Origin of the sequence: Haloferax denitrificans ATCC 35960, from assembly GCF_000337795.1 — an archaeon.
GTDB classification, from domain to species: Archaea; Halobacteriota; Halobacteria; order Halobacteriales; family Haloferacaceae; genus Haloferax; species Haloferax denitrificans.
In genome coordinates, this window is the sequence record NZ_AOLP01000015.1 from 1 (window position 1) to 23,718 (window position 23,718).

The 23,718-nt window shown below is 66.6% G+C and carries 22 protein-coding genes and 1 pseudogene; 11 read left to right on the top strand and 12 right to left on the bottom strand.

The window, feature by feature from the left end; genetic code table 11:
• Nucleotides 1–818: pseudogene (locus tag C438_RS13400) on the top strand (hypothetical protein); the annotation flags it as partial.
• 194 nt (nt 819–1,012) lie between these two features.
• Here C438_RS13400 and C438_RS13405 read toward each other — a convergent pair.
• The 3 genes from C438_RS13405 to C438_RS13415 all read right to left on the bottom strand — a co-directional run bounded on the left by C438_RS13405 (nt 1,013) and on the right by C438_RS13415 (nt 4,874).
• On the bottom strand, nt 1,013–2,059 hold the full coding sequence (locus C438_RS13405; RefSeq protein ID WP_239640682.1) for a DUF1616 domain-containing protein: 1,047 nt from the start codon (nt 2,057–2,059) through the stop codon (nt 1,013–1,015).
• A gap of 73 nt (nt 2,060–2,132) precedes the next feature.
• Nucleotides 2,133–3,257 (bottom strand): glycosyltransferase family 2 protein, encoded by a 1,125-nt coding sequence (locus tag C438_RS13410; RefSeq protein ID WP_004970008.1) that lies wholly within the window; start codon nt 3,255–3,257, stop codon nt 2,133–2,135.
• 354 nt (nt 3,258–3,611) lie between these two features.
• Complete coding sequence (locus C438_RS13415; protein WP_004970009.1) at nt 3,612–4,874, bottom strand: polysaccharide deacetylase family protein; 1,263 nt, start codon at nt 4,872–4,874, stop codon at nt 3,612–3,614.
• A 396-nt stretch (nt 4,875–5,270) separates the two neighbouring features.
• Between C438_RS13415 and C438_RS13420 the strand changes: the two genes are divergently transcribed.
• Both C438_RS13420 and C438_RS13425 read left to right on the top strand, forming a co-directional pair.
• Nucleotides 5,271–6,704, top strand: coding sequence for a twin-arginine translocation signal domain-containing protein (locus C438_RS13420; RefSeq protein ID WP_004970010.1), 1,434 nt, complete (start codon nt 5,271–5,273; stop codon nt 6,702–6,704).
• Nucleotides 6,705–6,848: 144 nt separating this feature from the next.
• Nucleotides 6,849–7,124: a hypothetical protein gene (locus C438_RS13425; RefSeq protein ID WP_049918063.1), complete on the top strand. Its 276-nt coding sequence runs from the start codon at nt 6,849–6,851 to the stop codon at nt 7,122–7,124.
• A gap of 24 nt (nt 7,125–7,148) precedes the next feature.
• Here the strand turns inward: C438_RS13425 and C438_RS20260 are convergent, their stop codons facing one another.
• The 3 genes from C438_RS20260 to C438_RS13440 form a co-directional block, all read right to left on the bottom strand.
• Complete coding sequence (locus C438_RS20260) at nt 7,149–7,358, bottom strand: hypothetical protein (RefSeq protein WP_004970012.1); 210 nt, start codon at nt 7,356–7,358, stop codon at nt 7,149–7,151.
• A 200-nt stretch (nt 7,359–7,558) separates the two neighbouring features.
• Nucleotides 7,559–8,857, bottom strand: coding sequence for a carboxylate--amine ligase (locus C438_RS13435; RefSeq protein WP_004970014.1), 1,299 nt, complete (start codon nt 8,855–8,857; stop codon nt 7,559–7,561).
• 382 nt (nt 8,858–9,239) lie between these two features.
• On the bottom strand, nt 9,240–9,479 hold the full coding sequence (locus C438_RS13440) for a DUF7120 family protein (protein ID WP_004978002.1): 240 nt from the start codon (nt 9,477–9,479) through the stop codon (nt 9,240–9,242).
• A gap of 196 nt (nt 9,480–9,675) precedes the next feature.
• Here C438_RS13440 and C438_RS13445 point away from each other — a divergent pair, with 196 nt between their 5' ends.
• Nucleotides 9,676–10,290 carry a hypothetical protein gene (locus C438_RS13445; protein ID WP_004970016.1) on the top strand — a complete coding sequence of 205 codons (615 nt, stop codon included), beginning with the start codon at nt 9,676–9,678 and terminating at the stop codon, nt 10,288–10,290.
• Between the two features lie 58 nt (nt 10,291–10,348).
• Nucleotides 10,349–11,068 (top strand): hypothetical protein, encoded by a 720-nt coding sequence (locus tag C438_RS13450; protein ID WP_004970017.1) that lies wholly within the window; start codon nt 10,349–10,351, stop codon nt 11,066–11,068.
• Between the two features lie 15 nt (nt 11,069–11,083).
• Here C438_RS13450 and C438_RS13455 read toward each other — a convergent pair whose 3' ends face one another.
• The 6 genes from C438_RS13455 to C438_RS13480 all read right to left on the bottom strand — a co-directional run bounded on the left by C438_RS13455 (nt 11,084) and on the right by C438_RS13480 (nt 18,273).
• Complete coding sequence (locus tag C438_RS13455; RefSeq protein ID WP_004970018.1) at nt 11,084–11,890, bottom strand: ABC transporter permease; 807 nt, start codon at nt 11,888–11,890, stop codon at nt 11,084–11,086.
• Entirely contained in the window at nt 11,887–12,909 is a 1,023-nt protein-coding gene (locus C438_RS13460) for an ABC transporter permease (RefSeq protein ID WP_004970019.1), read from the bottom strand. The genes C438_RS13455 and C438_RS13460 overlap by 4 nt, the downstream gene beginning before the upstream one ends.
• On the bottom strand, nt 12,906–13,994 hold the full coding sequence (locus tag C438_RS13465) for an ABC transporter ATP-binding protein (RefSeq protein ID WP_004970020.1): 1,089 nt from the start codon (nt 13,992–13,994) through the stop codon (nt 12,906–12,908). The genes C438_RS13460 and C438_RS13465 overlap by 4 nt, the downstream gene beginning before the upstream one ends.
• A gap of 50 nt (nt 13,995–14,044) precedes the next feature.
• A complete protein-coding gene (locus C438_RS13470; protein ID WP_004970021.1) occupies nt 14,045–15,226 on the bottom strand; it encodes an ABC transporter substrate-binding protein in 1,182 nt (393 codons plus the stop codon).
• A gap of 431 nt (nt 15,227–15,657) precedes the next feature.
• Nucleotides 15,658–16,926 (bottom strand): M20 family metallopeptidase, encoded by a 1,269-nt coding sequence (locus C438_RS13475; RefSeq protein ID WP_004970023.1) that lies wholly within the window; start codon nt 16,924–16,926, stop codon nt 15,658–15,660.
• A gap of 9 nt (nt 16,927–16,935) precedes the next feature.
• A complete protein-coding gene (locus C438_RS13480) occupies nt 16,936–18,273 on the bottom strand; it encodes an acetyl ornithine aminotransferase family protein (protein ID WP_004970025.1) in 1,338 nt (445 codons plus the stop codon).
• A gap of 285 nt (nt 18,274–18,558) precedes the next feature.
• Here C438_RS13480 and C438_RS13485 point away from each other — a divergent pair, with 285 nt between their 5' ends.
• From C438_RS13485 to C438_RS13510, 6 genes are all read left to right on the top strand, one after another.
• Entirely contained in the window at nt 18,559–19,053 is a 495-nt protein-coding gene (locus C438_RS13485) for an Lrp/AsnC family transcriptional regulator (RefSeq protein WP_004970026.1), read from the top strand.
• A gap of 189 nt (nt 19,054–19,242) precedes the next feature.
• Nucleotides 19,243–20,160: a CoA transferase subunit A gene (locus C438_RS13490; protein WP_152421777.1), complete on the top strand. Its 918-nt coding sequence runs from the start codon at nt 19,243–19,245 to the stop codon at nt 20,158–20,160.
• Entirely contained in the window at nt 20,157–20,957 is an 801-nt protein-coding gene (locus C438_RS13495) for a CoA-transferase subunit beta (RefSeq protein ID WP_004970028.1), read from the top strand. The genes C438_RS13490 and C438_RS13495 overlap by 4 nt, the downstream gene beginning before the upstream one ends.
• Nucleotides 20,957–22,120: a thiolase domain-containing protein gene (locus tag C438_RS13500; RefSeq protein WP_004970029.1), complete on the top strand. Its 1,164-nt coding sequence runs from the start codon at nt 20,957–20,959 to the stop codon at nt 22,118–22,120. The genes C438_RS13495 and C438_RS13500 overlap by 1 nt, the downstream gene beginning before the upstream one ends.
• Nucleotides 22,117–23,097 (top strand): 3-oxoacyl-[acyl-carrier-protein] synthase III C-terminal domain-containing protein, encoded by a 981-nt coding sequence (locus C438_RS13505; RefSeq protein ID WP_004970030.1) that lies wholly within the window; start codon nt 22,117–22,119, stop codon nt 23,095–23,097. Before C438_RS13500 ends, C438_RS13505 begins: the two co-directional genes overlap by 4 nt.
• Nucleotides 23,097–23,516, top strand: a complete 420-nt coding sequence (locus tag C438_RS13510) for a Zn-ribbon domain-containing OB-fold protein (protein ID WP_004970031.1) — start codon at nt 23,097–23,099, stop codon at nt 23,514–23,516. The genes C438_RS13505 and C438_RS13510 overlap by 1 nt, the downstream gene beginning before the upstream one ends.
• The last annotated feature ends 202 nt before the right edge of the window (nt 23,517–23,718 follow it).

Consider the following 23,718-nt stretch of genomic DNA (forward strand, 5'->3'; position numbering starts at 1 on the left):
AACTTCGGCTCGTCGGCACGGGCACCCAGACCCGATACGAGTTCACCGTCAGCGAGGCGCTCGAAGCGTCGGGCGACACCATCGAGACGTGGGACACCATCGACGGCACCTCCGCCAGCGGTTGGATTACGACCGAGGGCGTCGAGGACACGTTCAATTTCGCGGGGAGCGTCACCTCCTTCGGCTTCGTCGAAGGCGAGGCCGAGATTTACGTCGACGGCGAGCAGGTGACTGCGAGCACGGTCACGGACGCGACGACCGATTCGAGCACGGACGGCTCGACGGATTCGACGACGGACTCGACGACGGACTCCACCGACAGCCAGAACGAACTGCGCCTCGTCGGCACCGGCGTCGAGACGCAGTACGAAGTCGCCGTCAGCGGCACGCTCGAAGCCTCCGGCGACACCGTCGAACAGTGGGACGACGTGTCCGAAAGCTCCGCGACGGGCTGGGTAACCACCGACGGCGTCGAGGACACGTACGCGTTCACGGGCACGATTACGTCGCTGTCGTTCCTCGAAGGCGAGGCCGAGGTCTACGTCAACGGCACGCGGGTCGACCCCGCCGTGTTCTCCCTGCCGAACACCCTCGTGGTCGAGGGCGACGGCGCGGAGACGACGTACGAGTTCATGGTCTCCGGCGACATCCTGAACGACCCGCTCGTCGGGGCGACGGAGAGCGACGACAGCCTCACCAACGGCAAGGCGAAGGGGTCGGTCACGGACGGTATCGACGCCTTCCGGTTCTCGGGCGACATCAAGAAGATGAACCTGGTCGGCGACGCGGCGCTGACGTTCGAGGACAACGACGGCTGAGGCGACGGCAGGAAAACGGCACGACAGCACAGCACGGACACAGACACTACACGCGCGCCACCGCCCGCGCGGTGACGCCGCAGACGACAGAGGCACCCGTTTTCGCATTTCGACGCGGTTTTTTTGAGGTTCCACGCGACAGCCGAGCGGCCGCCGCGTTCCGCGACGGAGTGACGGTCGCTCGCGGGACCGAGCTACGCCGCGTCGTCGCCGGCGTCCGCGCCGTCGGTCGGCTCTTCGGTCACGGTGACCCAGACGTACGCCGAGCGGTACGCCGTGTCGGTGCTCGACTCCGCCGGCGCATCGCCCTCGTACAGGTAGTACGTGAGTCGGAGGTCCTCGCCGGTCAACGTCGGGGCGAAGCTGTGGCGGGTCCGCCACGTCTCGCCGTCTTCGACGGTCTCCGTCCGCGACCCGAGCGCCTGTCGCTCCACGACCGTCGTCTCGCCGTTCACCCGCTCGACGCGCTGGAGTTCGGCCACGAGCGTGTAGCTCGTCGCCTCGCCCTCGTCGTTCTCGACGGAGACGAACAGCGTGCTCTGCTCGCCGACCGTCAGCGCCTCGGGGTAGTCGGCGGCGACGAACTCGCCGCCGGCGTCCCGCGTGAGAAGCGACAGGCTCGAATACGACTCGCCCGTTCCCGGCGCGACGAGCGCGTAGCTCAGACTCGCGACGGCCAAGACGATGGCGGCGGCGAGCGCGACGTTCAGAAGCGAATCGACCCGCGAGGGCTGGTCGAACGACCGGACAACGTCGGCGTACCAGCGCCGAATCGGGACGTGGAACCGCTCCGCCTCGGGGAGTCGCCGCCGCCGGACTTCGCCGACTGCGAGGCCGCCGACGATGACCGCCGACAGCGCGGCGATGACGGGCGCGGGGGCCAGTCCGACGCCGGCCCAGAGGAGCGACAGCCCGACGACTGGGAGCAACGCGACGCTCATTCCGAAGGCGAGCGCGAGGCGCTCCACGAGGCCGAGGTTCGGTTGCCACTCGAACCGACCGAACGACGGTCCTTCGACGGCTCCGTCTGACGACCCGGCGGGGAACAGCGCGAGCAACAGCGCGTAGCCGGGCAGAAACAGCAGTACGGGGAGTCCGACGAGGGCTTGGACGGTCGAAACGACGTCGAGAACCGCGACGAGGCTACTCGCAACGACGATGACCAGCGCGAAGGGCACGTCCAGCGAGAGCTCGCCGAGCGCCCGGTTTAACCGTCCTTTGCTGTGTGATGTGGACCCCATTACTGGATAGATGACGCGACTAGGCTGTTGTTATTGATATCCTCACACCCACGTTTTCGCGGGTACGAGGTGACTAACTCCCCGTTATCCCGCGCTCTGTGACGCCGTCGGACGCGCTTTCTCCGCGCTCGCCGCTCTCGTCGGCACCGCCGCCGCCGCGAGCGGGCCGCGGGTCGCTCGGTGCGTCCCGCTCGAACGACGCCGACGGCTCCGCGGCGACCTGTAACCGTTCGTTCTCGCGGCTGTCGAGGAGCATCGCGCCCCCGAGCGACCCGAGACCGGCGAGGACCCCGGCGAGGGGCCGCCGGTTCGAGCGGTTCTTCGACGTGACCCCGGTCGCCAGCCGGAACGCGCCGGCGAGGACGCTCACGACGCCGAGCGCGTAGAGGGCGGCCACCGGGTGGACGCCGCCGTCGAGGTACCGCACGCGGAGCCGCCAGAGGAAGTCCCTGAGCAGGAGGAACGACAGCCCGGGGACGAACGTCGAGTACCTGATGCCGCTTTCCTCGTCGCCGTAGCGGGCGCGCATCGGCACGGTTGCCACCCGCTTTTCCGCGACGTTCAGGTGCACGAGCAGGTCGTTCAGGAAGCCGTACTGGTCGTACAGCCGGTCGAACTCCAGTTCCGCGAGCGCGTCCGCCGAGACGGCCGTGTAGCCGTTCTGCGGGTCGCGGATGTGCCAGTAGCCGCTGGCGATGCGCGTCAGCCCGGACAACAGGAGGTTGCCGAACAGCCGCCACGGCGGCATCCCCCGGCGGGTGTCCCGCGCCGCGAGTCGGTCGCCGACGGCGTAGTCGGCGTCCCCGTCGACGACGGGGTCGATGATGGCGGGCATGATGTCCGGGTCCATCTGGCCGTCGCCGTCCATCACGACGACGACGTCCATCTCGTCCGCGAGCGCGCGCTCGTAGCCGGTCTTGACGGCCGCGCCGCGTCCGCGATTGACCGGGTGTCGAATCGGGACGACGCGTCTGTCGAGCGACGCGCCGCCGTCGGCCGCGGCGACGACGGGCGCGGCCACGCGCTCGTTCGCGCGGGCGGCGTGTCGCCGAATCACCTCCCACGTCCCGTCGTTCGAGCGGTCGTCGACGACGTACGCGCGGTCGACGAACGCGGGGAGCGTGTCGATGACGCCGCCGACGAACCGCGCCTCGTCGTACGCGGGCACGACGACGCCCACGGCGTTACCGCGATACATCGCCCCTCGCTCGCGACCCCTGTGTTGTACGCCGTGCGTCGGCCGGCCAGCCGCCGTGGGACGGCGCTCCCGGCGGCGACGAATCGAGTCGGTGGGTGCGTAGGAACATTGATACTTCGACCCGCTGATTGGGCCGTTCGGGTCTTTGTTAGTCGTCAGCAACACGTATGAAAACGCGACCTTCAGGCGTTCTTGGGGGTTAGAACGGGTGTCTAACGTTCTTCGAAACGTGACTGACAGAATCCAAATCACGTTCGGAATGACTGTCTAGAAAAGTATCATATCGGCGTGGTCGGGTCGGCGTGCCGAGCGGGTTTCCGTGGACCGCGTTTCCGCACCGGGCGAGTCGCCCCGTCAGACGGTGTCTCGAATCGACTCCCAGTAGCTGGACGCCGTGACCACGTCCAACCCGAGTTCGTCCACGTAGTCCATCGTCTCGGCGAACGCCGCCGGGCTGACGGAGCGTCCCTTCCCGGTCACGTCGTGGTACATGAGCACCGAGAGCTGGTTGTACTGCGCGGCGAAATCGAGCGCCCGCTTCGCCTTCTGCACGTCGTCGCCGTCGGTTCGGCCGACGATTTGCGGGTCGGATATCGCGCCGGTCGGTCCTCCGACCGTCACGAACCCGAGGTAGTGGTAGTCGCTCGCGGCGTCGAGAGCCGATTCGTCGTACCGACCGTAGGGCCAGATGATGAAGTCCGCCCCGCGTTCGAACCCGTTTTCGACGAGCCACGCCTTCGACTCCCTGATGCTCGCGCGCTGGTCGGCGGGCGAGAGGTCGCGGAACGAGTCCGACTGCTGGGGGTGGCTCACCATGTCCCAGCCGGAGTCGACCATCTCGTCCATCCCCGAGCGCGGGATGCGGTGGCTCGACCCCACGGTCCACGGGATGACGCCGACGACGCCGGGGAAGCCGTGGGACTCCAGTATCGGATACGCCGTGTCGTACTGGCTCCGGGTGTTGTCGTCGAACGTAATCATCACCTTGCCCGCGTCGGCGCGCGGCGTGGCCCGGAGGGAGTCGACGTAGAACCGCGCCGTCGTCCCGCCGCCGGTGTACAGCTGGATGCTTATCTCGGTGACGTTGGACAGGTCCGGCGACCCGGTGACGCGCCGCGGGCCGAGGTCGAGGCGTTGCCAGCCGGCCGCCCAGACGTGGCGGCCGAGAAGGAGCGTGTTGTCGTAGTCGGGCGCGGCGAGGCGAACCGTGATGCCCTCGGTGTCGGGCGTTTCGAGGTTGACGGCCAGCGACAGGTCCGCATCGGAGAGGTCGATGCCGCCGTCGAACGTCCGGTAAATCCACACCCGCTCGTCGGCGGGCGTCGCTTCGAGGCGGAGCGACTGCGAGCCGCAGTAGACGACGTCTTCTTCGACGGCGTACCGCCCCGCGAACGTCCCCCAGAGCCGCTCGTCCTCGAAGTCGTCGACGAGCCAGCCCGCGTCTCTGAACCGCTCTCGACTGTTGAACGCGACCGCCAGCGGGTCGCCCGCCGCGTCGACGCTGGGGTCGTCGTAGCTGAACCGCGGGGTCGGAGCCGGAGTCGGCGGCTCGCTCGTCGGCGGTGCCGGAGGCGTGCCGGCCGGTTCCCCACCCCTCGCGACGCACCCGCTGAGCACGGCGGCGCTCAGCCCGAGATATGAACGCCGTGACAAATCCATACGAATAACTGTCGCCACGAGTGGATAGTAATGCGACTCGTAATTTCAGTAGTCTCGGACTGAAACCGTCGAGAACCGCGAATACGCCGGTTCTGACCGGTCTTTCCGAACGTCCCTTTCCCCGGTTTCGCCGCTACCGCCACGCCTTGATTTCACGCCCCTCGCGGCGTTAGCCGCGGTTACACACCGTTTACCAATCACCTTCCCGGTCCAACTGACGGGAAACATGTGTAATCGACGGTGGTCCCTCTCTCTCCCATCTTCACCTCGCTCTCCGCGGCGATGTGACACCGACGCTCGACGGACGCCCGACGGCCATCACGAACGCCCCGACCGCACGGAGGTCCCCCGCCGGTGAAGCGCAGAACCTACCTGCGGACGCTCGGCGCCGTCGGCGTCGGTGCCGCGCTCGCCGGCTGTAACACGCCGGACGAGGAGACGCCGACCGAGACGCCGACATCGACCGAGTCGACGCCCACGCCCGAACCGGAACTCACCGTCCTCGACGCGGTCGACGACCTCGGGATGGACCCGACGGGACAGGAGCCGGTCGACGACATCCTCGACGAGACGTACGGCGACGACACGGCCATCGAGTTCCCGCCGGGCGACTATCTCATCACCCGCGAGCACGACTGGGACCGCGGCGTCTCGAACTTCCGGCTCGTCGGCCTCGGCGACTCGCACAAGGACGTGCAGTTCGTCTTCCCCCCGGCGGACCCCGGCGAGCAGTTCCGGATGCTCCGCATCACGAGCGGGACAGGCCACGTCCTGCAGAACTTCTCCATCCAGCAGACCGAAGACGACACCACGAGCGCCGATATCTGGCTCGCGAACGACGACGGCGCGCTCATCGAGGACGTCGAGTGGCTCGGCCGCACCCCCACCGACAACCACGCCCGCGACCAACTGCTCCTCTTCGACTGCACCTCGGTCGACGGCGTCAACGTCATCCGCCGCGTCTACATGCGCGAGGGCGCGGCGCTCCCCGGCTATCCGAACGGCGTCGCCGGGATTCGCATCACCGAGCGCTCCGTCGGCGAGGTCAGGATGATAGACTGCCACATCGAACAGCGCGGGTCGTCGTCGTTCCGCGCGACCCACACCCGCGGCGTCCTCCGCGTCGAGGGCGGCCTGTTCAAGAACAACGACAACACGAACATGCGCATCTCCGCGGGCGACCACCCCACGAAGACCTCGTGGATTAAGGGCGCGACCGTCATCGTCGACGCCGACAACCTCAACGAACACGCCCGCGAGGGAGACCGACTCGACAGCCCCGAAGGGCTCCGCATCGACTCCACCGGCCACGGCTACACGGGCGTCCTCATCGAGGACTGCGACTTCGTCTACCGGTCGAGTCCGTCCTCGCCGGGCATCATCACCGTCCCGACCTACGGGAGCCACGGCGGCTTCACGATGCGCAACTGCCGCATCGTCAACGACACCGGCGTCCAGACCATCTACGCGGGGCCGGTCGACACCGACATCGCGCGAGAGCCGTGGGGGATGATTCTCGAAAACGTCACCATCTCGGGGGCGTGCGAGAGCCAGCCCTACGGCTCGGCGGTCGTCATCGACGAGAACCGAAACGGCTCCCGAATCGTCGATAGCTGTATCTACCTGCCGAACGGCCGGGTCGGCGGCGTGCTCGTCAACCGCGCGTCGGACTGCTCGGTCGAAAACACCAGCATCAACGTCAGCGGCCCGCCGACCCGGAGTCGGAACGCCGAGCTCGTCCTCGAAGACGTGTCCTACACCGCGACCTGCGCGTTCCGCGACGAGTGAGGGTGCGTCGGCGACGGCGCTGTCGGCGTCACCGGTCGTCGGTAATCTGTCGTGGCCGAACTGGCCAGCGCGCGCAGACAGGTCGGTATGACGCCGGTCAGAACAGTAGCAAACCTCAACCAGTCGTCTGTTCTACCAGCGAATATGGCCACATCGGTGAAGATAGACGACGAGACGAAGTCCCGTCTCGAACGGTTACAGGCCGAGATTCGGCTGAAGACCGGGAACCGAGTGACCCAGCAGGAGGTCCTGGCGCGGCTCGTCGAGAACGCCGTCGAGTCCAAGGCGGACCTCATCGACTCGTTCCGCCGGAAGCGCGTCCCGCTTTCGGAATCCGAGCGCGAGCGGTTCCACGACGGGATGGTCTCGTCCGGCGTCACGACGACCGAAGAGGACATCGACGACGTGCTGTACGGATGAGCGTCTTCGTCGACACCGGCGCGTTCAGAAATACGCCTTCCCGGTTACGAACAGTAGCAAGACTATCGGCACCAGCGTCAGTGCCAGGCCCACGACGCCTCTCGCGTAGTTCCCTTCCACGAGTCCCCGCGCCCACCCCCTTCCGAGATGAAACATGAACAGGAGCGGGACAACTAAAACCGCGTTGCGGAGCGAAACGCCCGCCCCTTCAGTAGTGGACTCAGATGACGACATTTCGTGGTACTCCCACTCGTTCTTCTATCGGCATCTCCCGTTAATCCGCATTCTACTCTCTCAATCGGTTCAGACGATTCCGACCGGAATAAAATCACCGCGGTGCTGATTGCATTCCCTCCGTCAGCACACCACTTCGGCACGCGCGCGATATCTCAATACCTCCGATGAAAGCGGCGACGCCACGACCGCCGGCCTACTCAGCGACCCCTGAAGTTGAGTCCCGGCGTCAGCGTGATGCCGGTCCCTCGTTCTGTCACTTCGTCACCGTCGCCGTCGCGGTCGCCGGCCGATTCCGCCTCGGCCTCGTCGCCCCCGCGGTTGAACACCGCGTGGTGCACGTAGCGGGCGAAGGGAACCGGGTCGTCGAGGCGCGCGAGGTCGAATCTCGGCTCGCGGTAGATGGACGACGCGACCTCCCAGACGGTCTTGAGGAACGACGGGCGCTCGACGAGCGGCGAGTCGTCGCGGCGGACGCTCATCACGTAGCCGAGTTCGCCCCAGAGGTAGTGGGTGCCGACGCCGAGTTCGTAGCCCGGTTCGATGCGGTGTTTCTGCCCGGTCGCCTGCAACCAGTAGTAGTACGGGAAGTCGGCCCCGGCCCGGACGGTCGAGGGGAGCGACTGCCACATCCGGGGGTTGATTTCGATGAGTTTGAACTCGCCCGTCTCGGCGTCCTTGAGGTACTCGATGCACGCGAGGCCGTGCCAGTCGATGTGTCCGAGGAGCTTCCGCGCGACGGATTCGAGTTCCGGGTCGTACACCGAGGTCCGGTAGACGCCGCCGCCGCCGGTGTAGGAGTTCCCGCGAATCTGGAGGTGCTGGAACGTCGCCAGCGGTTCGCCGTGGTCGTACAGCGCCGCGAACATGTACTTGTCCTCGGTCGGGACGTAGTCCTGTACGATGGGGTCGTGTTTCATCTCGGCGTATATCTCGTCGGCGTCGGGCCGGTCGCCGGGCCGGACGTGGCGGACGCTCTTGACGATGTCGTACTCGTGGGGGTCGTAGCTGTCGACGTACTCGCCGGCGACGACGTTGTACCGCGGCTTGATAATCGAGGGCTTGTCGAACGCCGCAATCTCGCTGAACAGGCGGGTCCGCGGCATGGGGACGCCGGCCTCGACGGCGGCCTCGTAGAGGAGCTTTCGGTCGTGGACCCGGCGGAGCGTCTCGAAGTCGGGGACGACGAGGTCGACGTACTGCTCGAACTCGTCGAGGTACTTCGAGAAGACGTAGCCGTCCTCCGGCCGCGTCGGGATGATGGTCTTCACGTCCGGTCGGGCGGCGATGCCGACGAGGGCGTCCTTGTAGGCCACGAGGTCGTCTTTCGGCGCGGGGATGCGGACGAGTTCGTCGCAGAACCGAGACGAGGCCGCCGGCGTGTCGTCGTGTTCGGAGGCCATGACCGTGTGGACGCCCCGCTCGCCGAGCGACCGGACGCAGGTGTAGTTGCCCGATGGAACGAGTACCGATTCTCGGGCGTGCGCGCGTTTGGACATGCCTGAACCGTCGCGCGGTGGCGGAATTAGTATGGGTTCGCTAACGGACTCAGGGTCGGTGACGGGAGACGGTTCCGACCGCTCGACTCGGCGGCCGAAGTGCGGTCGGCCGCCCGCGTCAGGGCGGGACCGCGCCGCCGCGCGCGAGCGCCGTCGGCGACTGAACTGTGGATTCGCACGCGCCCGACCGGATTCGATTCGTGAAAGTCGAGTAATCCGACGGTTTCGGGTCGGTTATCCACAGCATACCGGGGAGTTGGCGAAACCGTCGCCCCGGTCGGCCGACCTGTCGAGTCGGCGAGGCGGGCGCTCTCGACCGAAGAACAGTTCGGCGCGGTGCCGAGCGAGGCGACGCCTCGGGCGGCGCGGGCTGACCGCCGCCTCAGAGCACGTCGTCGTCGAGGCCGCCGGGGTCGCCGGCGGTGTCGAAGAGGTTGTTCTGGGCGCTCTGGACGAAGTCGGACTGGACGCCGTCCTCGTCGTCGACGGGGGCACCGTAGGCGTCCATTCCCATCGAGAGGAGCTCTTCGACGGCCTGTTCTTCGCTGATGAACTCTTCGTCGACGAGCTGTTCGAACTCGACGAGCAGTTCGTCCGGGAGATTGACTTCTACGACGGGCATAGAGACGCGTTCGTGCTCGACGTACTTGAGCGACCGGGTGTGAGTAATCGGGTGTTTCGGTCGCAATCGGTCGCCGCGACTGACACTCCGCGCCGCGCGCCGGTCACAACCGCGTGTCTTATCAGTTCTCCGTCGGACCCTCAACGCGACGAGCGGCGGGGCGTCGATTTCCGACGTCCCGGACCGAGGGACCGACGTGACACGCGATACAGATTCCACGACCGACGAGGCCTCCGCTCCCGCCGAGAGCGACGCGCTCGGCTGGCTTCCGGAGCGCGTCGAACTGCCGAGCGACGAGTGGGTCATCTACCCGCTCGGCGAGCCGCGCCCGGCGAACTTCGCGCTCCGCTTCGAGAAGGCCGTCCCCGCGGTGCTCGTCGGTATCGACTCCGGCGACTCGCCGGGCGTGCACGTCCTCCCGCATCCGGACGGCCTCTCCGTGTCGGCCCGGTTCGGCGGCGTCGTCGACGACTCGGTCCGCGAGTTCGAGCCGCCGGCGTCCGACGCCGAGCGCGAGGCGGTCGCCGCGTGGGCCCAGACGTGGGTCGACCGCGTCGACGACCGGGCCGAGCGGGCGCGCATCCGGACGGCCTGCGCGCCGGTCCCGAACGCCGGCGACCGCGTCTCGCGGGCGCTGTTCGAGCACTTCGGGAGCGCGGACGCCGTCGCGGCCGCGGTGCTCGAACGGAACACCGCCGCGCTCAGGCGCGCGTCGGGCGTCGCCGAGCAGACCGCGGCCGACCTCGTCGTCCACTACGGCACCGACGCGGAGTGGGAGCACTACCGCCGCCACCGCGACGCCGCCCCGTGACTCAAGTCGCGATTTGACTCTCGCGTAGGGTTATTCCTGTCCGCGACGACTACTGGGTATGTCCCTGACACGACGCACCCTTCTCGGTTCGACCGCCCTCCTCTCGTTCGGCCTCCTCGCCGGCTGTGTCGGCAACGGCGGCTCGGACGACGGCGCGACGACCGACGACGAACAGACGGACACGCCGACTGACGACCCCACGACCGACGAGCCGACGGACACGACAGACGACCTCCCGGACGGAAACGGCACCGACGACGGAGCCGGCGGCACCCGCCCGTCCGGCGGCCCCGGCATCTCGCTCGTCGGCGTCGACGACGCTCCCGACGTGCCGGTCGAACACGAAGTCGAGATAACCGAGGACCTCGCGACCGACGAGCACCCGCCGCAGGTCCGCATCACGCTGACGAACACCGGCGACGAGACCGTCGAGGTCGGCGAGGGGAGAACGGTCTTCTTCCAGTACGTCTCGGACACGACGAGCGACCTCGTCTTCCTCCCCGCGGACGGCGAGTACCCCGCCGAGGCGGGCTGTTGGCGGCTCGAAGACCACATCGCCGTGACCGATGAGTACCGGATTCTCTCGCTCGAACCCGGCGAGTCGCGGTCGGAACTGGTGGACCTCTACGGCGTCGCCCAGTCCGAGGGCGACGAAGCGAGCTGTCTCCCGGTCGGCGAATTCCGCTTCGAGGCAAGCTTCGCCGTCGGCGGGCTCTCGGGGGCTTCCGACGACGAGAGACAGGAGGCGACGTGGGGCTTTTCGCTCACGCTGGAGTAGTCTCCCCGGTCGGCCTCAGAGCCCCGACTTGAGGATGAGGTTCTTCCCGAGGAGCACGTCGAGCGCGAGCGGCACGGCGACCGTGATGAGCATCAGCACCGTCGCCATCGCGTTAATCATCGGCGTGATGCTCGTGCGAACCATCGTGTAGATTTCGATGGGCGCGGTCGTCGTCGCCGGCTGGACCCAAAACTGGGTCGCGGTGAACTCGCCGAAGCTGATGACGAACGCGAGGAGCATCCCCGCGGCCAGCCCCGGCGCGATGAGCGGGAGCGTGACCTCGAAGAACGTCTCCAGTTCGTTCGCGCCGAGCGTCATCGCCGCCTCCTCGACCGCCCGGTCGAACCCGTAGAGCTGTGCCCGGACGGTGACGAAGATGTACGGTAACACGAGCGTCGTGTGCCCGGCGATGAGAAGCAGGTAGCTCTTTTGCATCCCCATCCGCGTCAGGAAGGCCGTCAGCGCCACCCCGATGACGACCGGACTGATTATCATCGGCAGGAAGAGCACGCTCGAAAGCACGTTCTTTCCGGGGAACGACCGGCGGACGAAGCCGAGGGCGGTAATCGTGCCGACGACGCCGGCGCACACCGACGCGCCGAGCGCGACGATGAAACTGTTCGTGAGCGCCGACAGCATCCGGTCGCTGTCGAGGAACGCCTCGTACCACGTGAGGCTCAGTCCCTCCGGCGGGAACGTCGGGTACTTCGAGGGCTGGAACGAGATGATGACGACCGCGAGCAACGGAAACAGGAGGAACAGGTACACCAGTCCGGTCGTCCCCTTGACCGCGGCCCAGCCGAGTTCGTCGCGACTGCTCATTCCGCGCCACCTCCGAACACGTCGTCGAGCCCGACGAACCTGTTGAACACGCTGATGAGGCCGAACAGGACGAACAGGTAGACGACGCCCATCGCGCTCGCCAGCGGCCAATCGAGGTTCTGCCCGAACGTCGATTCGATGAGGTTCGCCACCATCGTGTTCGACGGTGCGCCGAGCAGTGCGGGGGCCATGTAGCTCCCGACCGAGAGGATGAACACGAGAATCACGCCGGCGCTGACGCCCGGAAGCGTCAGGGGTAGCGTCACCTCGTAGAAGGAGCGGAGCGGCGTCGCGCCCATGGTCTTCGCGCTCTCGATGAGCGAGCTATCGATTTCGTTGACGCTGTTGTATATCGGGAGAATCATGAACGGCAAGAGCGCCTGCGTCAGCCCCGAGACGACGGCGAGTTCGGTGTAGAGAAAGCCGCTTGCTTCGATGCCGACCCACCCGAGCATCGACACGAGAAGTCCCTGATTGCCGAGGACGAGAATCCACGCGTAGTAGCGGATGATGAGCGGCACCCAGAAGGGGAGCACGACGAGCAAGAGGAGCGCGGCCTTCCACTTCGTGACGGTCCGCCCGAGGAAGTACGCCGGGACGTACCCGAGCAAGAGCGCGCCGACCGTGACGAACACGCCGTACTTGAGCGACTGAAACAGAATCGTGAGATACAGGTTTTTGAACGTCAGCGAGGCGAGGTCGACGCTCTCGGTCAGGATGTACTCGTAGTTCGCGAGCGTGAACTCCTGGACGACGACGCCGCCCGCCCCGCGTTGCCAGAACGACAGCGACACGATGTACAGGAGGGGCGCAAAGAGGAACACCAGCATCCATCCGAGTCCGAACCCCGCCTGCACGGACGCGAACACGCGCTCTCGGCCCGTGATGCGGTCGAACACGCCCGTGACCGCGTCGGAGCGAAGGACGGCCGTTCGGAGCCCGAACACCCGCTCTCTGAGTTCGCCACCCTCGGCTGACGATGTGCGAACGCCGCCCGTTGACTCCTGTTCGTTGCTCATGCCGGCTCTCCGTTCGAGGCGTCCTCGACGAGGAGCAGTTTCTCTTCGGGAATCGTGATGAACACCTCGTCGCCCGACCCGTACTCGCCGACGTTGGTAAAGCCGTGTTCGGCGACGGTAATCTCCTCGCCCGTCGCGAGCGTACAGAAGAACAGCGTCTTCTCGCCGAGGTAGCTCACCGTCGTCACCGTCGCGGACAGTTCGTTGGCCGCGCCGGTCGGCGTCTTCGAGATGCTGAGTTTCTCCGCGCGGAGGAACGCCAGCGCCGGCGTGTCATGGGTCAGATTGCTCTCGCCCGATTCCAGCGACAGCCCCGAGTCGGTCCGGAGCGTGACGCCGTCGTCGTCGGCCGTGACGGTCCCCGAGAGCTTCGTGGACTGGCCGATGAACTCGCCGACGAACTCGGACTGCGGGTTCTCGTAGATTTCGAGCGGGCTCCCCTGTTGGGACAGTTCGCCCTGGTCGAGGACGATGACGCGGTCCGAAAGCGAGAACGCCTCCGTCTGGTCGTGGGTGACGTAAATCGTCGTGATGCCGATTTCCTCTTGGATGCGCTCTAACTCGATTCGCATCTGCTGTCTGAGGACGCGGTCGAGCGCGGAGAGCGGTTCGTCCATCAGGAGGACGTTCGGCTCGAAGACGAGCGCGCGGGCGAGCGCGACGCGCTGTTGTTGCCCGCCGGAGAGCTCGGTCGGCGAGCGGTCCATCGTCCCCGGAAGCCGGACCATTTCGAGCGCGTCGGCGACGCGTTCGCGTCGTTCCGCCTTGTCGACGCCGCGCATCTTCAGCGGGAAGCCGACGTTCTCACCCACCGTCTTGTGCGGGAACAGCGCGTAGTGCTGAAACACCATGCCGATGTCGCGCTCGTAGGCCGGCTGTTTCGTCACGTCTTCCCCACCGATTTCGATGGTCCCCTCGGTCGGGGTTTCCAGCCCGGCTATCATCCGAAGCGTCGTCGTCTTGCCACACCCAGAGGGGCCGAGAAGCGAGACGAACTCGCCGCGCTCGGCTTCGAAACTGACGTCCTTGACGGCGCGAACGTCGCCGAACGTCTTCGTCACACCGGAAATTTGTACGTAGCTCATAGTTGTGTCGGGGTCAATTTATATTGAAATAACCAGCTGTCGTCGACAGCTCAGTAGTTCCCAAGTTTGATCTGTTCGAACGTCCGGGACCACTCCTGCTGGTGTTCGTTCTTGAACGCCTGGTCTTGGAACGTGAGTCGCTCGCCGCCGGAGGGGTCGAAGTCGGGAAGCGCCTCGACGTCGCTCGACGTGGCCTCGGTGGCCGGCGGGTAGCCGATGTCCGGCGCGAGGTTCGTGATGACGTCGTCGCGGTAGGCGAACTCGATGAACTTCTCTGCGGTGTAGCGGTTCTTCGACCCCTTGGCGATTGCGAGCGTGTCCGTGAACCCGTAGGCGCCTTCCTCCGGAATCCCGTACTTGAGGTTGTCGTAGCCCTCGTCCTGCAGTGAGAGGATGCGGCCACCCCACGCCTCGCCGACGTACGCCGTCTCGTTGGAGAAAAGCGACGTGAGTTCCTGCCCGCTCGTCCAGTACTTCTTGACGAGTTCGTGCTGTTCGGCCATCGCGTCGTACACCTGTTTGACGCCCTCCTCGTAGGACCCGGCGTCACCCACCATCTCGTTGGGGTCCATCCCGAGTTTGAGCGCGGTCGTGAACACCCGGACGTACGGCACGCCCTCGATGGCGACTTGCCCCGCGAACTCCTCGTCGAACGCGAGGTCCCACGAGAGGCCGTTTGAGTCGTCCACGTAGTCGCTGTTGTAGCCCATCCCGATGGTCCCGTAGTACAGCGGCGCGACGTGGGTGCTCTCTCCGGGGTCGACGCTGAAGTCCTCGAACACGGGCATCAGGTTCGACCACGTCTCGATGTTTTCGAGGCGGAGCGGTTCGACGAGGCCCTGCTTGGCCGCCGCGTAGGACGTGGCCGTCGACGGCATGATGACGTCGTACGAGCCCTCGGGGCTGGACCGCACGTTGGCCAGCATCTTGTCCTGGCCGCCGAAACTCGACTGCTTCACCGTGACGCCGTACTCCTCTTCGAACGGCTCGATGACGTGCTCGTTGAGCGCCTCCTGGGTCGACCCGCCCCACGAGTAGAAGTTCAGCGTGTCCGACAGCTCTTCGCTTTCGGCGGTCGTCTCCGTCTCGTCCGTCTCGGCTCCGTCGCTCGCGGTTGTCTCAGCCGTTCCGCCGCTCCCGTCTCCGGTACACCCTGCCAACGCCGCGGAACCGACCGTCGCCGAAGCCCCAGTCGCCTTGAGGAACGAGCGCCGGTTGAGTTTCTCTATCATGCTACGTCGAGCAATCTCAGTAACATCACTTAAAATTTTCGCGCTAGAGTGGACCCAATAGAATAAAACGAACTCTAATTAGCTTGAATTCTAAAAACAGGCGCTGAATAATGTAACTCATTGAATATTGCGTGAGAAAAACACGTTCGATGGTGGCGAGTGCCGTCAGTCTCCGATTTCAGGGCCTTTCGCCTCGAACCCGGGTTTCGAGCGTTCTGTCTCGTGCAACAGTTGGACACACGCAGTTTGATAGGTACTCGTATTCTGGGCTCGCTCAGTTATGTATCGTGTCGGTCACGCGGTGAAAATCGGAGGAATTGTTAACTAATCCGGCGTGTAGTTCGTGGACCGTTCGTCAAACGAGCCACAGGTACTGACGTGATGTGCGGGCAACGCCGTGCGGCGCTCCGGTCGCCGACCGCCGCGACCCCTCACTCGATAATTCGCCGCGTCGCGTCGGCGACGAGGCGCGCCGTCTCGACGACCTCGTCGACGAGGACGTACTCTCCGGTCCCGTGGACGTTCGCCCCGTCGGGACCGGCGATGACCGTCGGAATCCCGGCGCGTCCACCGAGGTGGTTGAAGTCGCCGATGCTCGAAAAGTACCCCACGTCCGGGTCGACGCCACGGCGCGTCCGCACGCTCTCGAAGAACGGCGCGACGAGCGGGTGCGTCTCGTCTGTCACGTACGGTTGGAAGTACATGTCCGGGTCGGGCGTCTCGCGGAGCGAGATGTCGACCTCGCTGTCGAGGTCGAGGCGGTCGGCCACGCGCCGGGCGTCCGCGAGGACCGATACCGCAGTCTCGCCGGGGACGACGTGTCGGTCGATTTCGAGCGTACAGCGGTCGGGGACCGAAAGCGGTTCGCCGCCGCCCTCGATGGACAGCAGACAGGTCGACCCGGAGCCGAGTTTCGGGTGTCGGCCGAGGTCCATCTCGTCGATGGCCGCGGCCAGTCGCGCCGCGTCGAGCGCCGCGTTCACGCCCCGTTCGGGCTGAGAGCCGTGTGCGGCGGTCCCGGTGACGGTAATCTCGTAGAGGAACCGACCGCGAGCGCCGAGGACGAGCGCGGGGTTCTCGATGTCTCCCTGCGTAATCATCGGCGCTGGCTCGGTCACGACGGCGATGTCGCAGTCGTCGACGACGCCGTCTCGAATCAGGGCGTCGGTCCCGAGTCCGAACGGACCCTCCTCGTCGACGACGGCGGTCAAGACCACGTCGCCCCGGTAGTCACCGGCGGCGAGCGCCTCGAAGGCGACGAGTATCGCGGCGAGTCCGCCCTTCATGTCGCACGCGCCCTGCCCGTAGAGCTTCCCGTCCTCGATGCGCCCGGAAGTCGGGTCTTCGGTCCATCCCTCGACGTGCTGGACGGTGTCCATGTGGCCGTTCAGGAGGACTGTCGGCGCGTCGGGGTCGGTTCCCTCGACGCGAGCGACGACGTTGTCGCCCTCGAAGCCGGTGATATCGGGCTCGCTGACGCGGTGGTACTCGGGGTCGAGACCGCGGGCGTCCAACCAGTCGTGGATGTAGTCGGCGATTTCGGCCTCCTCGAAGAACGGACTCGGAATCCGAACGAGTTCTCGCAGGAGGTCGATAGTCGCGTCGGCGTCGATGCGGTCGGCGGCGTCGGCTTCGACGCTGGCGACCCCTTCGGCCTCGACGCCGGAGGTTCCGTCGTCGGGTGTCTGCTCTGAAACCATCCCGGACGGCTACTCCAGCGCGTCCGCGAGCGCGTCGCCGAAGAGCTCGACGCCGGTCGTCGCCTGCGCCTTCGTGATGGTGAGCGGCGGCGCGAACCGGACAGTGCTCTCGCCGCAGGGGAGAATCATCAGGCCGTGTTCCCACGCGGTGTGCATGACCGCCTCCGAGAGGTCGCCGTCGGGGTCGCCCGTCTCGGGGTCGACGAACTCAGCGCCAATCATCAGCCCGAGCCCCCGAACGTCGTCGATGTGCGGGTACTCCTCGGCGAGCGCCCGGAGTTCGCGCTGGAGGTGCGCTCCGACCTCGGTCGAGTTTTCGAGGAGGTTCTCCTCTTCGATGACGTCGATGACCGCGTTCGAGGCGGCGGCGACGACCGGGTTGCCGTGGTAGGTGCTCGCGTGCGTTCCCGCGCCCCACGTCATGACGTCCTCTTTGGCGACCATCGCCGACATCGGCAGGCCGTTGGCGATGCCCTTGCCCATCAGCGTGATGTCGGGTTCGACGCCCCAGTTGTCCATGCCGAACCACTCGCCCGTCCGCCCGAAGCCGGCCTGCACCTCGTCGGCGATGAGGAGGATGCCGTGGTCGTCGGCGAATTCGCGGAGGCGCTCGTGGAAGCCTTCCGGCGGGACGACGTAGCCGCCTTCGCCCTGCACCGGTTCGACGACGATGCCGGCGATTTCGTCCACCGGCACCCGGGTCCGAAGCAGGTCTTCGAGCGCGTCGAACGTCGCCCGCATCGCCGCCTCGTCGCCGCCGTACTTCGAGGGCTTCGGGAACGGGATGTGGTCGACGCCGGGCACGAGGGGACCGAACCCGCGTTTGTACTTGGTCTTGCTCGCGGTGAGCGAGAGCGCGCCCATCGTCCGCCCGTGGAACGCGCCCTCGAACGCGATGAACCGGTGACGACCCGTGTGGTGACGGGCCAGTTTCATGCCCGCTTCGACCGCCTCGGCCCCGCTGTTCCCGAAGAACACCTTCTTCGGGGAGTCGCCGGGCGCGATGGCTTCGAGGCGCTCGGCGAGGCGCGTCGGCTCCGGCGAGTAGTAGTCGCAGAACGCGGGGTGGATGAGCGAGTCGAGCTGGTCTTTCGCCGCCTCGGCGACCTTCGGATGCCGGTGGCCGACGTTCGTCACGGCGATGCCGCTCGCGAAGTCCCAGAACGTGTTGCCGTCGACGTCGGTCACGGTCAGCCCCTGTGCGCTCTCCACGGCGAGCGGATAGGCACGCGGCGAACTGGGCGAGATAACGTCGCCGTCCGCCTCGACGAGGGCTCTCGCGTTGGGTCCGGGAAGCTCCGTCACGATGTTCGGCCCGTCGACCGAACGGTTGTCTTGCTTGCTCATGACACGGACACAGTTGTGACCTATATTAAATTCTGGGGAAATTATTGGACTAGTTTGAATATAGTGGATTTGAAATTGCTTAGAGAAGTACACTTGGGTTCGCGACACGCCGCGGGCTGGCGCGTCTTCGACGTGCTCGTCGGTGCAGGCGTCGCCGAGTGTGTCCGGGTAGTACTGTTAACTAGTCCCATACCCGTCGTCGCTGACGAGCAATTCCGGCAGATGGTCCAGAAAATTCACACATTTTGTAAAGTATTTATATACTCGATTCGTATATTTACAACCATGGCCGATGTCAACCTCGACGAGAAAGACTTCGAAATTCTCCGGTGGCTCGACAGAGAAGGCGACGTGGACGTCGACGAACTGAGCGAAAAGCTCGGCATCAGTCCCTCGACGGTGTACTATCGGATGGAGAAGTACCGCGAGCAGGGCATCATCGACGGGAAAGTCCCGCAGTTAGACCAGAAGAAACTCGGGCTGAACCTCACCGCCATCAGCGAAATCAAAAGCGAGTACGGGCCCGGCTACGACGAAATCGGCGAACGCCTCTCTAACCTCTCCGGCGTCCAGACCGCCTACTTCATGCTCGGCGAGAAGTCGTTCATCCTCATCGCGCACCTGCGGGACCACGACCACCTCCAGAAGTTCGTCGACGACATCATCCACACCGAGGGCGTCTCGCACTCGGCGACGCACATCGTCCTCAAGACGTTCAAAGACGAGCCTCGCCTGCTCGTCAACTACGAGGACGAGGACCTCGAAGCGCTCCGGTCCTAACTCGCTTCGACTTTTTTCCGAGCCGGTGTCCGAGCGTGCCCCCGGAGCGACGCGTGTGTTTCTGACGTTGTCGCTCTCAGTTCTCCGGACGCCTCCCAAATTCAATCTACTACAAATTATCTAATTCAGATTTGTAACGAGTATCGTCAGAGGAAGATAAAAATAGGATTACTACGAACCGTGGGGTCGATGACGAAGGTAACAGACATGACGAACGCCATCTCGGGGGCCGTAGACGAGGGCGACACCGTCTACCTCGGCGGGTTCACGCACCTCATCCCCTTCGCCGCGGGCCACGAGATAATCAGGCAGGGGTACGAGGACCTGCATCTCGTCCGCGCGACGCCGGACCTCGTCTTCGACCAGCTAATCGCCGCGGGCTGTGCGTCGTCGGTCACGTTCTCGTGGGCCGGAAACCCCGGCGTCGGGAGCCTCCGGGCGTTCCGCCGGGCCGTCGAAGACGGCGTCCCCAACGAGATTGCCATCGACGAGTACTCGCATTTCGGCCTCGTCTCGCGGCTGTTCGCGGGCGCGAGAGACATGCCGTTCGCGCCGCTTCGGAGCCTCGTCGGCTCCGGGCTCCCCGAGCACAACGACCACATCCGAACCGTCGAGAACCCGTTCGACCCCGACGAGTCGGTGTGCGTCGTCCCGCCGCTCAAACCGGACGTCTCTATCGTTCGGGCGCAACGCGCCAGTCCCGAGGGCGACGCCCACATCTGGGGTATCTCCGGCGACGTGACGGACGCGGCGTTCGCCGCCGACACCGTCGTCCTCGCCGTGGAGGAACTCGTCGACACCGAGGCGCTCCGAAGCGACCCGAACCGGACCGAGATTCCCGGCACGGTCGTCGACTACGTCGTCGAAGAGCCGTACGGCTCGCACCCGTCGTACACGCAGGGCTACTACGGCCGCGACAACGACGCCTACCTCGACTGGAACGAGGTGTCGGAGAGCCACGAGTCCACCCTCGAATGGCTCGACGAGTGGGTCTACGGCGTCGACACCCGCCGGGAGTACGTCGAGAAACTCGGCGTCGACCGGCTCCTCGACCTCGAACCGACCCACGACTACGCCGAACCAATCGACATGGGGCGGTACGCATGAGCCGAGGCGACGCGACCGACTCGGACGAGTCTGTGGACTACACCGACACGGAGCTGATGATAACCCGCGCGGCACAGGAACTGCGGAACGACGACACCGTGCTCGTCGGGGTGGGCGTGCCGAACCTCGCGTGCAACCTCGCGAAGCGGACGCACGCGCCGGACCTCCAGATGATTTACGAGTCCGGCACGGTCGATTCGAACCCCGACGCGCTCCCGCTTTCCATCGGCGACCCGGTGTTGGCGACGGGCGCGCGAAGCATCGTCCCGATGTACGAGGGCTTCAGCCGCTACCTGCAGGGCGGCCGCGTCGACGTGGGCTTCCTCGGCGGCGCGCAAATCGACAAGCGCGGGAACATCAACTCGACGGCCATCGGCGACTACGGCGACCCGACGGTGCGGCTTCCCGGGAGCGGCGGGGCGTGCGAAATCTCCAGTAACGCCCACCGGACGCTCATCATCGCCCCGCACCAGAAGCGGCGGTTCCCCGAATCGGTCGATTTCGTCACCTCGCCGGGCTACCTCGACGGCGAGGAGTCCCGCGAGGACCTCGGCCTCCGTGGCGGCCCGGAGGCGGTCATCACCGACAAGGCGGTCATGAAGTTCGACGACGACGGCGAGCTGTACGTCGAGACGCTCCATCCCGGCGTCACCCGCGAGGAGGTGCAGGCGGCGACGGGGTGGGAGATTCGCTTCGCCGACGACGTGACCGCGACGCCGACGCCCGACGCCGACGAGATTCGACTCATCCGGGAGGAACTCGACCCCGACGGCGTCTACACCGGAGGTGGCGACTAGTGCGCGACGTGGCCATCGTCGGCGCGGGACAGACGCCCTACGGCGACCACCCCGAGGCGGGCATCAAAGAGCTGTTCGCGTCGGCGTTCGGCGCGATGGCCGACTCGGTCGACCGGGGTTTCGACGCGACCGCCCTCGACGCGGCCTACGTCGGCAGTCTCGGCGTCGGCGGCTCCCAACTCGGCATCACCGGGGCGTCGCTCACGTCGCACCTCGGGCTGACCGGACTCCCGGTCCAGCGGGTCGAAAACGCCTGCGCGTCGGGCGGGTTCGCCCTCCTCGACGCGGTCCACGCGGTCGGGTCGGGCGCGAGCGACGCCGTCCTCGCGGCGGGCGTCGAGAAGATGCTCGACCTCAGCGGCGACCGCTCGAAGTACTGGCTCGGCGTCAGCGGCGACACCGAGTACGAGCGTCTCGCGGGCATGACGTTCGCGGGGGTCTACGCCATCGCCGCCCGGCGATACCTCCACGAGACGGACGCCGAACGCGAACACCTCTCGCGGGTGGCGGTGAAGAACCACGAGAACGGCGCGGTCAACCCCAAAGCCCAGTTCCAGCGGGAAGTCTCGCTGGAGAGGGCGACCGGCGCGCCGGAAATCGCCGCCCCGCTGAACCTCTACGACGCCTGTCCGACGACCGACGGGGCGGCCTGCGCGCTCGTCGTGCCGGCGGACGAGGCCCGCGAGTACACCGACGACCCGGTGTACGTCACCGGCTTCGGCGGCGGAAGCGACCACCTCGCGCTCCACGACCGCGAGACGATTACGTCGCTGTCGGCGGTCCGCGAGGCCGCAGAGGCGGCGTACGACCGCGCCGACAAGACGCCGGAGGACGTGGACTTCGCGGAGGTCCACGACTGCTTTACCATCGCCGAACTGCTGGCGTACGAGGACCTCGGCTTTGCCGACCGCGGCGAGGGCTGGCGACTCATCGCGGAGGGCCGAACCCGACGCGACGGCGACCTCCCGGTCAACACGAGCGGCGGGCTGAAGGCGAAGGGCCACCCGCTGGGTGCGACCGGCATCGGGCAGGTCGTCGAGGTGTTCGACCAGCTCCGCGGCGACGCGGGCGACAGGCAGGTCGACGGCGACGTCGCGCTCTCGCACAACGTCGGCGGCTCCGGCGGCGCGGCGACCGTCTTCATCTACGAGGTGGACGCATGAGCGTCGGCCTCACCGACTACGGCGTCTCACTGCCGACGTATCACGTCACCGCCGAGGTCTACGAGGAGGTCTGGGGTCGCTTCGCGGCCCGCATCGACCGGAAGACCGTCCCGGCGTACGACGAGGACGCGATGACGCTGGCGACGGCGGCCGCGCGGGAAGTCGACGCGGCCGACGCGGAGACGCTCGCCGTCGCCACGACGACGCACCCGCAGGCCGGAACGCTCCTCAGCGGGCCGCTCTCCCGGTCTGTCGGTCTCGACGGGCCGTGTCGGACGCTGGAGTTCGGCAGTTCGTGGAAGGCCGGACTCGAAGCGCTCGACGCGGCGCTGTCGTTCGGCTCGGGACTGGTCGTCGCGTCCGATACGCCCGAGGCACCGTCTGACGAAGACACCGAACACATCCTCGGGGCCGGGGCCGCGGCGTTCGCCGTCGGCGACGACGACCCGCTGGCGACGGTCGCGGGAAGCGCCCACTACGTCGACGCCTACCTCCCGGCGAAGTTCCGGGACGGCGCGGACCTCACCGACCTCTCGCTCGGCGGCTACACGACCGAGGGGTTCGTCGAGGCGCTGTCCGCCGTCGTCGACGACGCCCTCGCGGACGCGGGGCTTTCGACCGACGACATCGACCACGCGGTGTTCCCGCAGGACGACGTGAAGATGTCGTGGCGCGGCGGCGGCCGACTCGGCTTCGACGCCGACCAGATGAGCGCCGGGTTCGTCGTCAATCGCATGGGGTTCGCGGCCGCCGCGTCGCCGCTCGTCGGTCTCGCGGCCGCGCTCGACGCGGCCGAGGCGGGCGCGCACGTCCTCGTCGCCGGCTACGGCTACGGCCACGGGGCGAGCGCGTTCGTCCTCGAAACCACGCCGGCAATCGAGGCACCGGACTCGGACGCGGGCGTCGACGACGCGCTCGACGCGACGACGGCGTTGGAGTACGGCGAGTTCGCGCGACTCCGGGAGGTGAGCCGCTGATGGGGGCGCACATCTCGATACCGATGTACGAGCGGACGGTCGGCCAGCGACTCGCCTTCGAGGGCGAACGCTGTACCGACTGCGGAACCGTCGCGTTCCCGCCGAAGGGCGCGTGTCCCGACTGCCGGAACGACGAGTTCGAGACGGTCGACCTCTCGGGAACGGGAACCGTCTACTCCCACACGGTGCTCTCGCCGGGCGGCGCGCCGCCGGAGTTCGCCGGACAGGCCCGCGCGGAGGGCCGGTACGTGGCCGCCATCGTCGAACTCGACGAGGGGCCGCGAATCACCGCGCAACTGACCGATATCGACCCCGAGACGGTCGAAATCGGGATGCCGGTCTCGGGCCGAATCCGCCGCATCTACGAGGAGGAAGGCGTCGTCAGATACGGGTTCAAGTTCGGCCCCGCCGACGACTGAGCCGTCGCCCGCCCGCCCGTCCGACCGCGTTTGGCATTCCGCGGTTCGGAGGTCGGAGCCGAGGAGCTTCGGTTCGGGAGGTCGGAGCCACGGTTCGGAGGTCGGAGCCGCGGTCCGGGAGGCGCGGCGCGCTCGTGTCGCGTGTACCCCTCCTATCGACCGCTCGTCGAGTTGGAATAATTCCTAATTCGAGAACGGAATT

Excerpts from the sequence above, each read along its gene's own strand:
- C438_RS13435 (WP_004970014.1), bottom strand. The coding sequence starts at position 8,857 with ATGTCCAAACGCGCGCACGCCCGAGAATCGGTACTCGTTCCATCGGGC.
- C438_RS13475 (WP_004970023.1), bottom strand. The coding sequence starts at position 16,926 with ATGGTTTCAGAGCAGACACCCGACGACGGAACCTCCGGCGTCGAGGCC.
- C438_RS13480 (WP_004970025.1), bottom strand. The coding sequence starts at position 18,273 with ATGAGCAAGCAAGACAACCGTTCGGTCGACGGGCCGAACATCGTGACG.
- C438_RS13495 (WP_004970028.1), top strand. The coding sequence starts at position 20,157 with ATGAGCCGAGGCGACGCGACCGACTCGGACGAGTCTGTGGACTACACC.
- C438_RS20260 (WP_004970012.1), bottom strand. The coding sequence starts at position 7,358 with ATGTCGTCATCTGAGTCCACTACTGAAGGGGCGGGCGTTTCGCTCCGC.
- C438_RS13505 (WP_004970030.1), top strand. The coding sequence starts at position 22,117 with ATGAGCGTCGGCCTCACCGACTACGGCGTCTCACTGCCGACGTATCAC.
- C438_RS13510 (WP_004970031.1), top strand. The coding sequence starts at position 23,097 with ATGGGGGCGCACATCTCGATACCGATGTACGAGCGGACGGTCGGCCAG.
- C438_RS13450 (WP_004970017.1), top strand. The coding sequence starts at position 10,349 with ATGTCCCTGACACGACGCACCCTTCTCGGTTCGACCGCCCTCCTCTCG.
- C438_RS13470 (WP_004970021.1), bottom strand. The coding sequence starts at position 15,226 with ATGATAGAGAAACTCAACCGGCGCTCGTTCCTCAAGGCGACTGGGGCT.
- C438_RS13440 (WP_004978002.1), bottom strand. The coding sequence starts at position 9,479 with ATGCCCGTCGTAGAAGTCAATCTCCCGGACGAACTGCTCGTCGAGTTC.
- C438_RS13425 (WP_049918063.1), top strand. The coding sequence starts at position 6,849 with ATGGCCACATCGGTGAAGATAGACGACGAGACGAAGTCCCGTCTCGAA.
- C438_RS13455 (WP_004970018.1), bottom strand. The coding sequence starts at position 11,890 with ATGAGCAGTCGCGACGAACTCGGCTGGGCCGCGGTCAAGGGGACGACC.
- C438_RS13485 (WP_004970026.1), top strand. The coding sequence starts at position 18,559 with ATGGCCGATGTCAACCTCGACGAGAAAGACTTCGAAATTCTCCGGTGG.
- C438_RS13460 (WP_004970019.1), bottom strand. The coding sequence starts at position 12,909 with ATGAGCAACGAACAGGAGTCAACGGGCGGCGTTCGCACATCGTCAGCC.
- C438_RS13490 (WP_152421777.1), top strand. The coding sequence starts at position 19,243 with ATGACGAAGGTAACAGACATGACGAACGCCATCTCGGGGGCCGTAGAC.
- C438_RS13410 (WP_004970008.1), bottom strand. The coding sequence starts at position 3,257 with ATGTATCGCGGTAACGCCGTGGGCGTCGTCGTGCCCGCGTACGACGAG.
- C438_RS13405 (WP_239640682.1), bottom strand. The coding sequence starts at position 2,059 with ATGGGGTCCACATCACACAGCAAAGGACGGTTAAACCGGGCGCTCGGC.
- C438_RS13465 (WP_004970020.1), bottom strand. The coding sequence starts at position 13,994 with ATGAGCTACGTACAAATTTCCGGTGTGACGAAGACGTTCGGCGACGTT.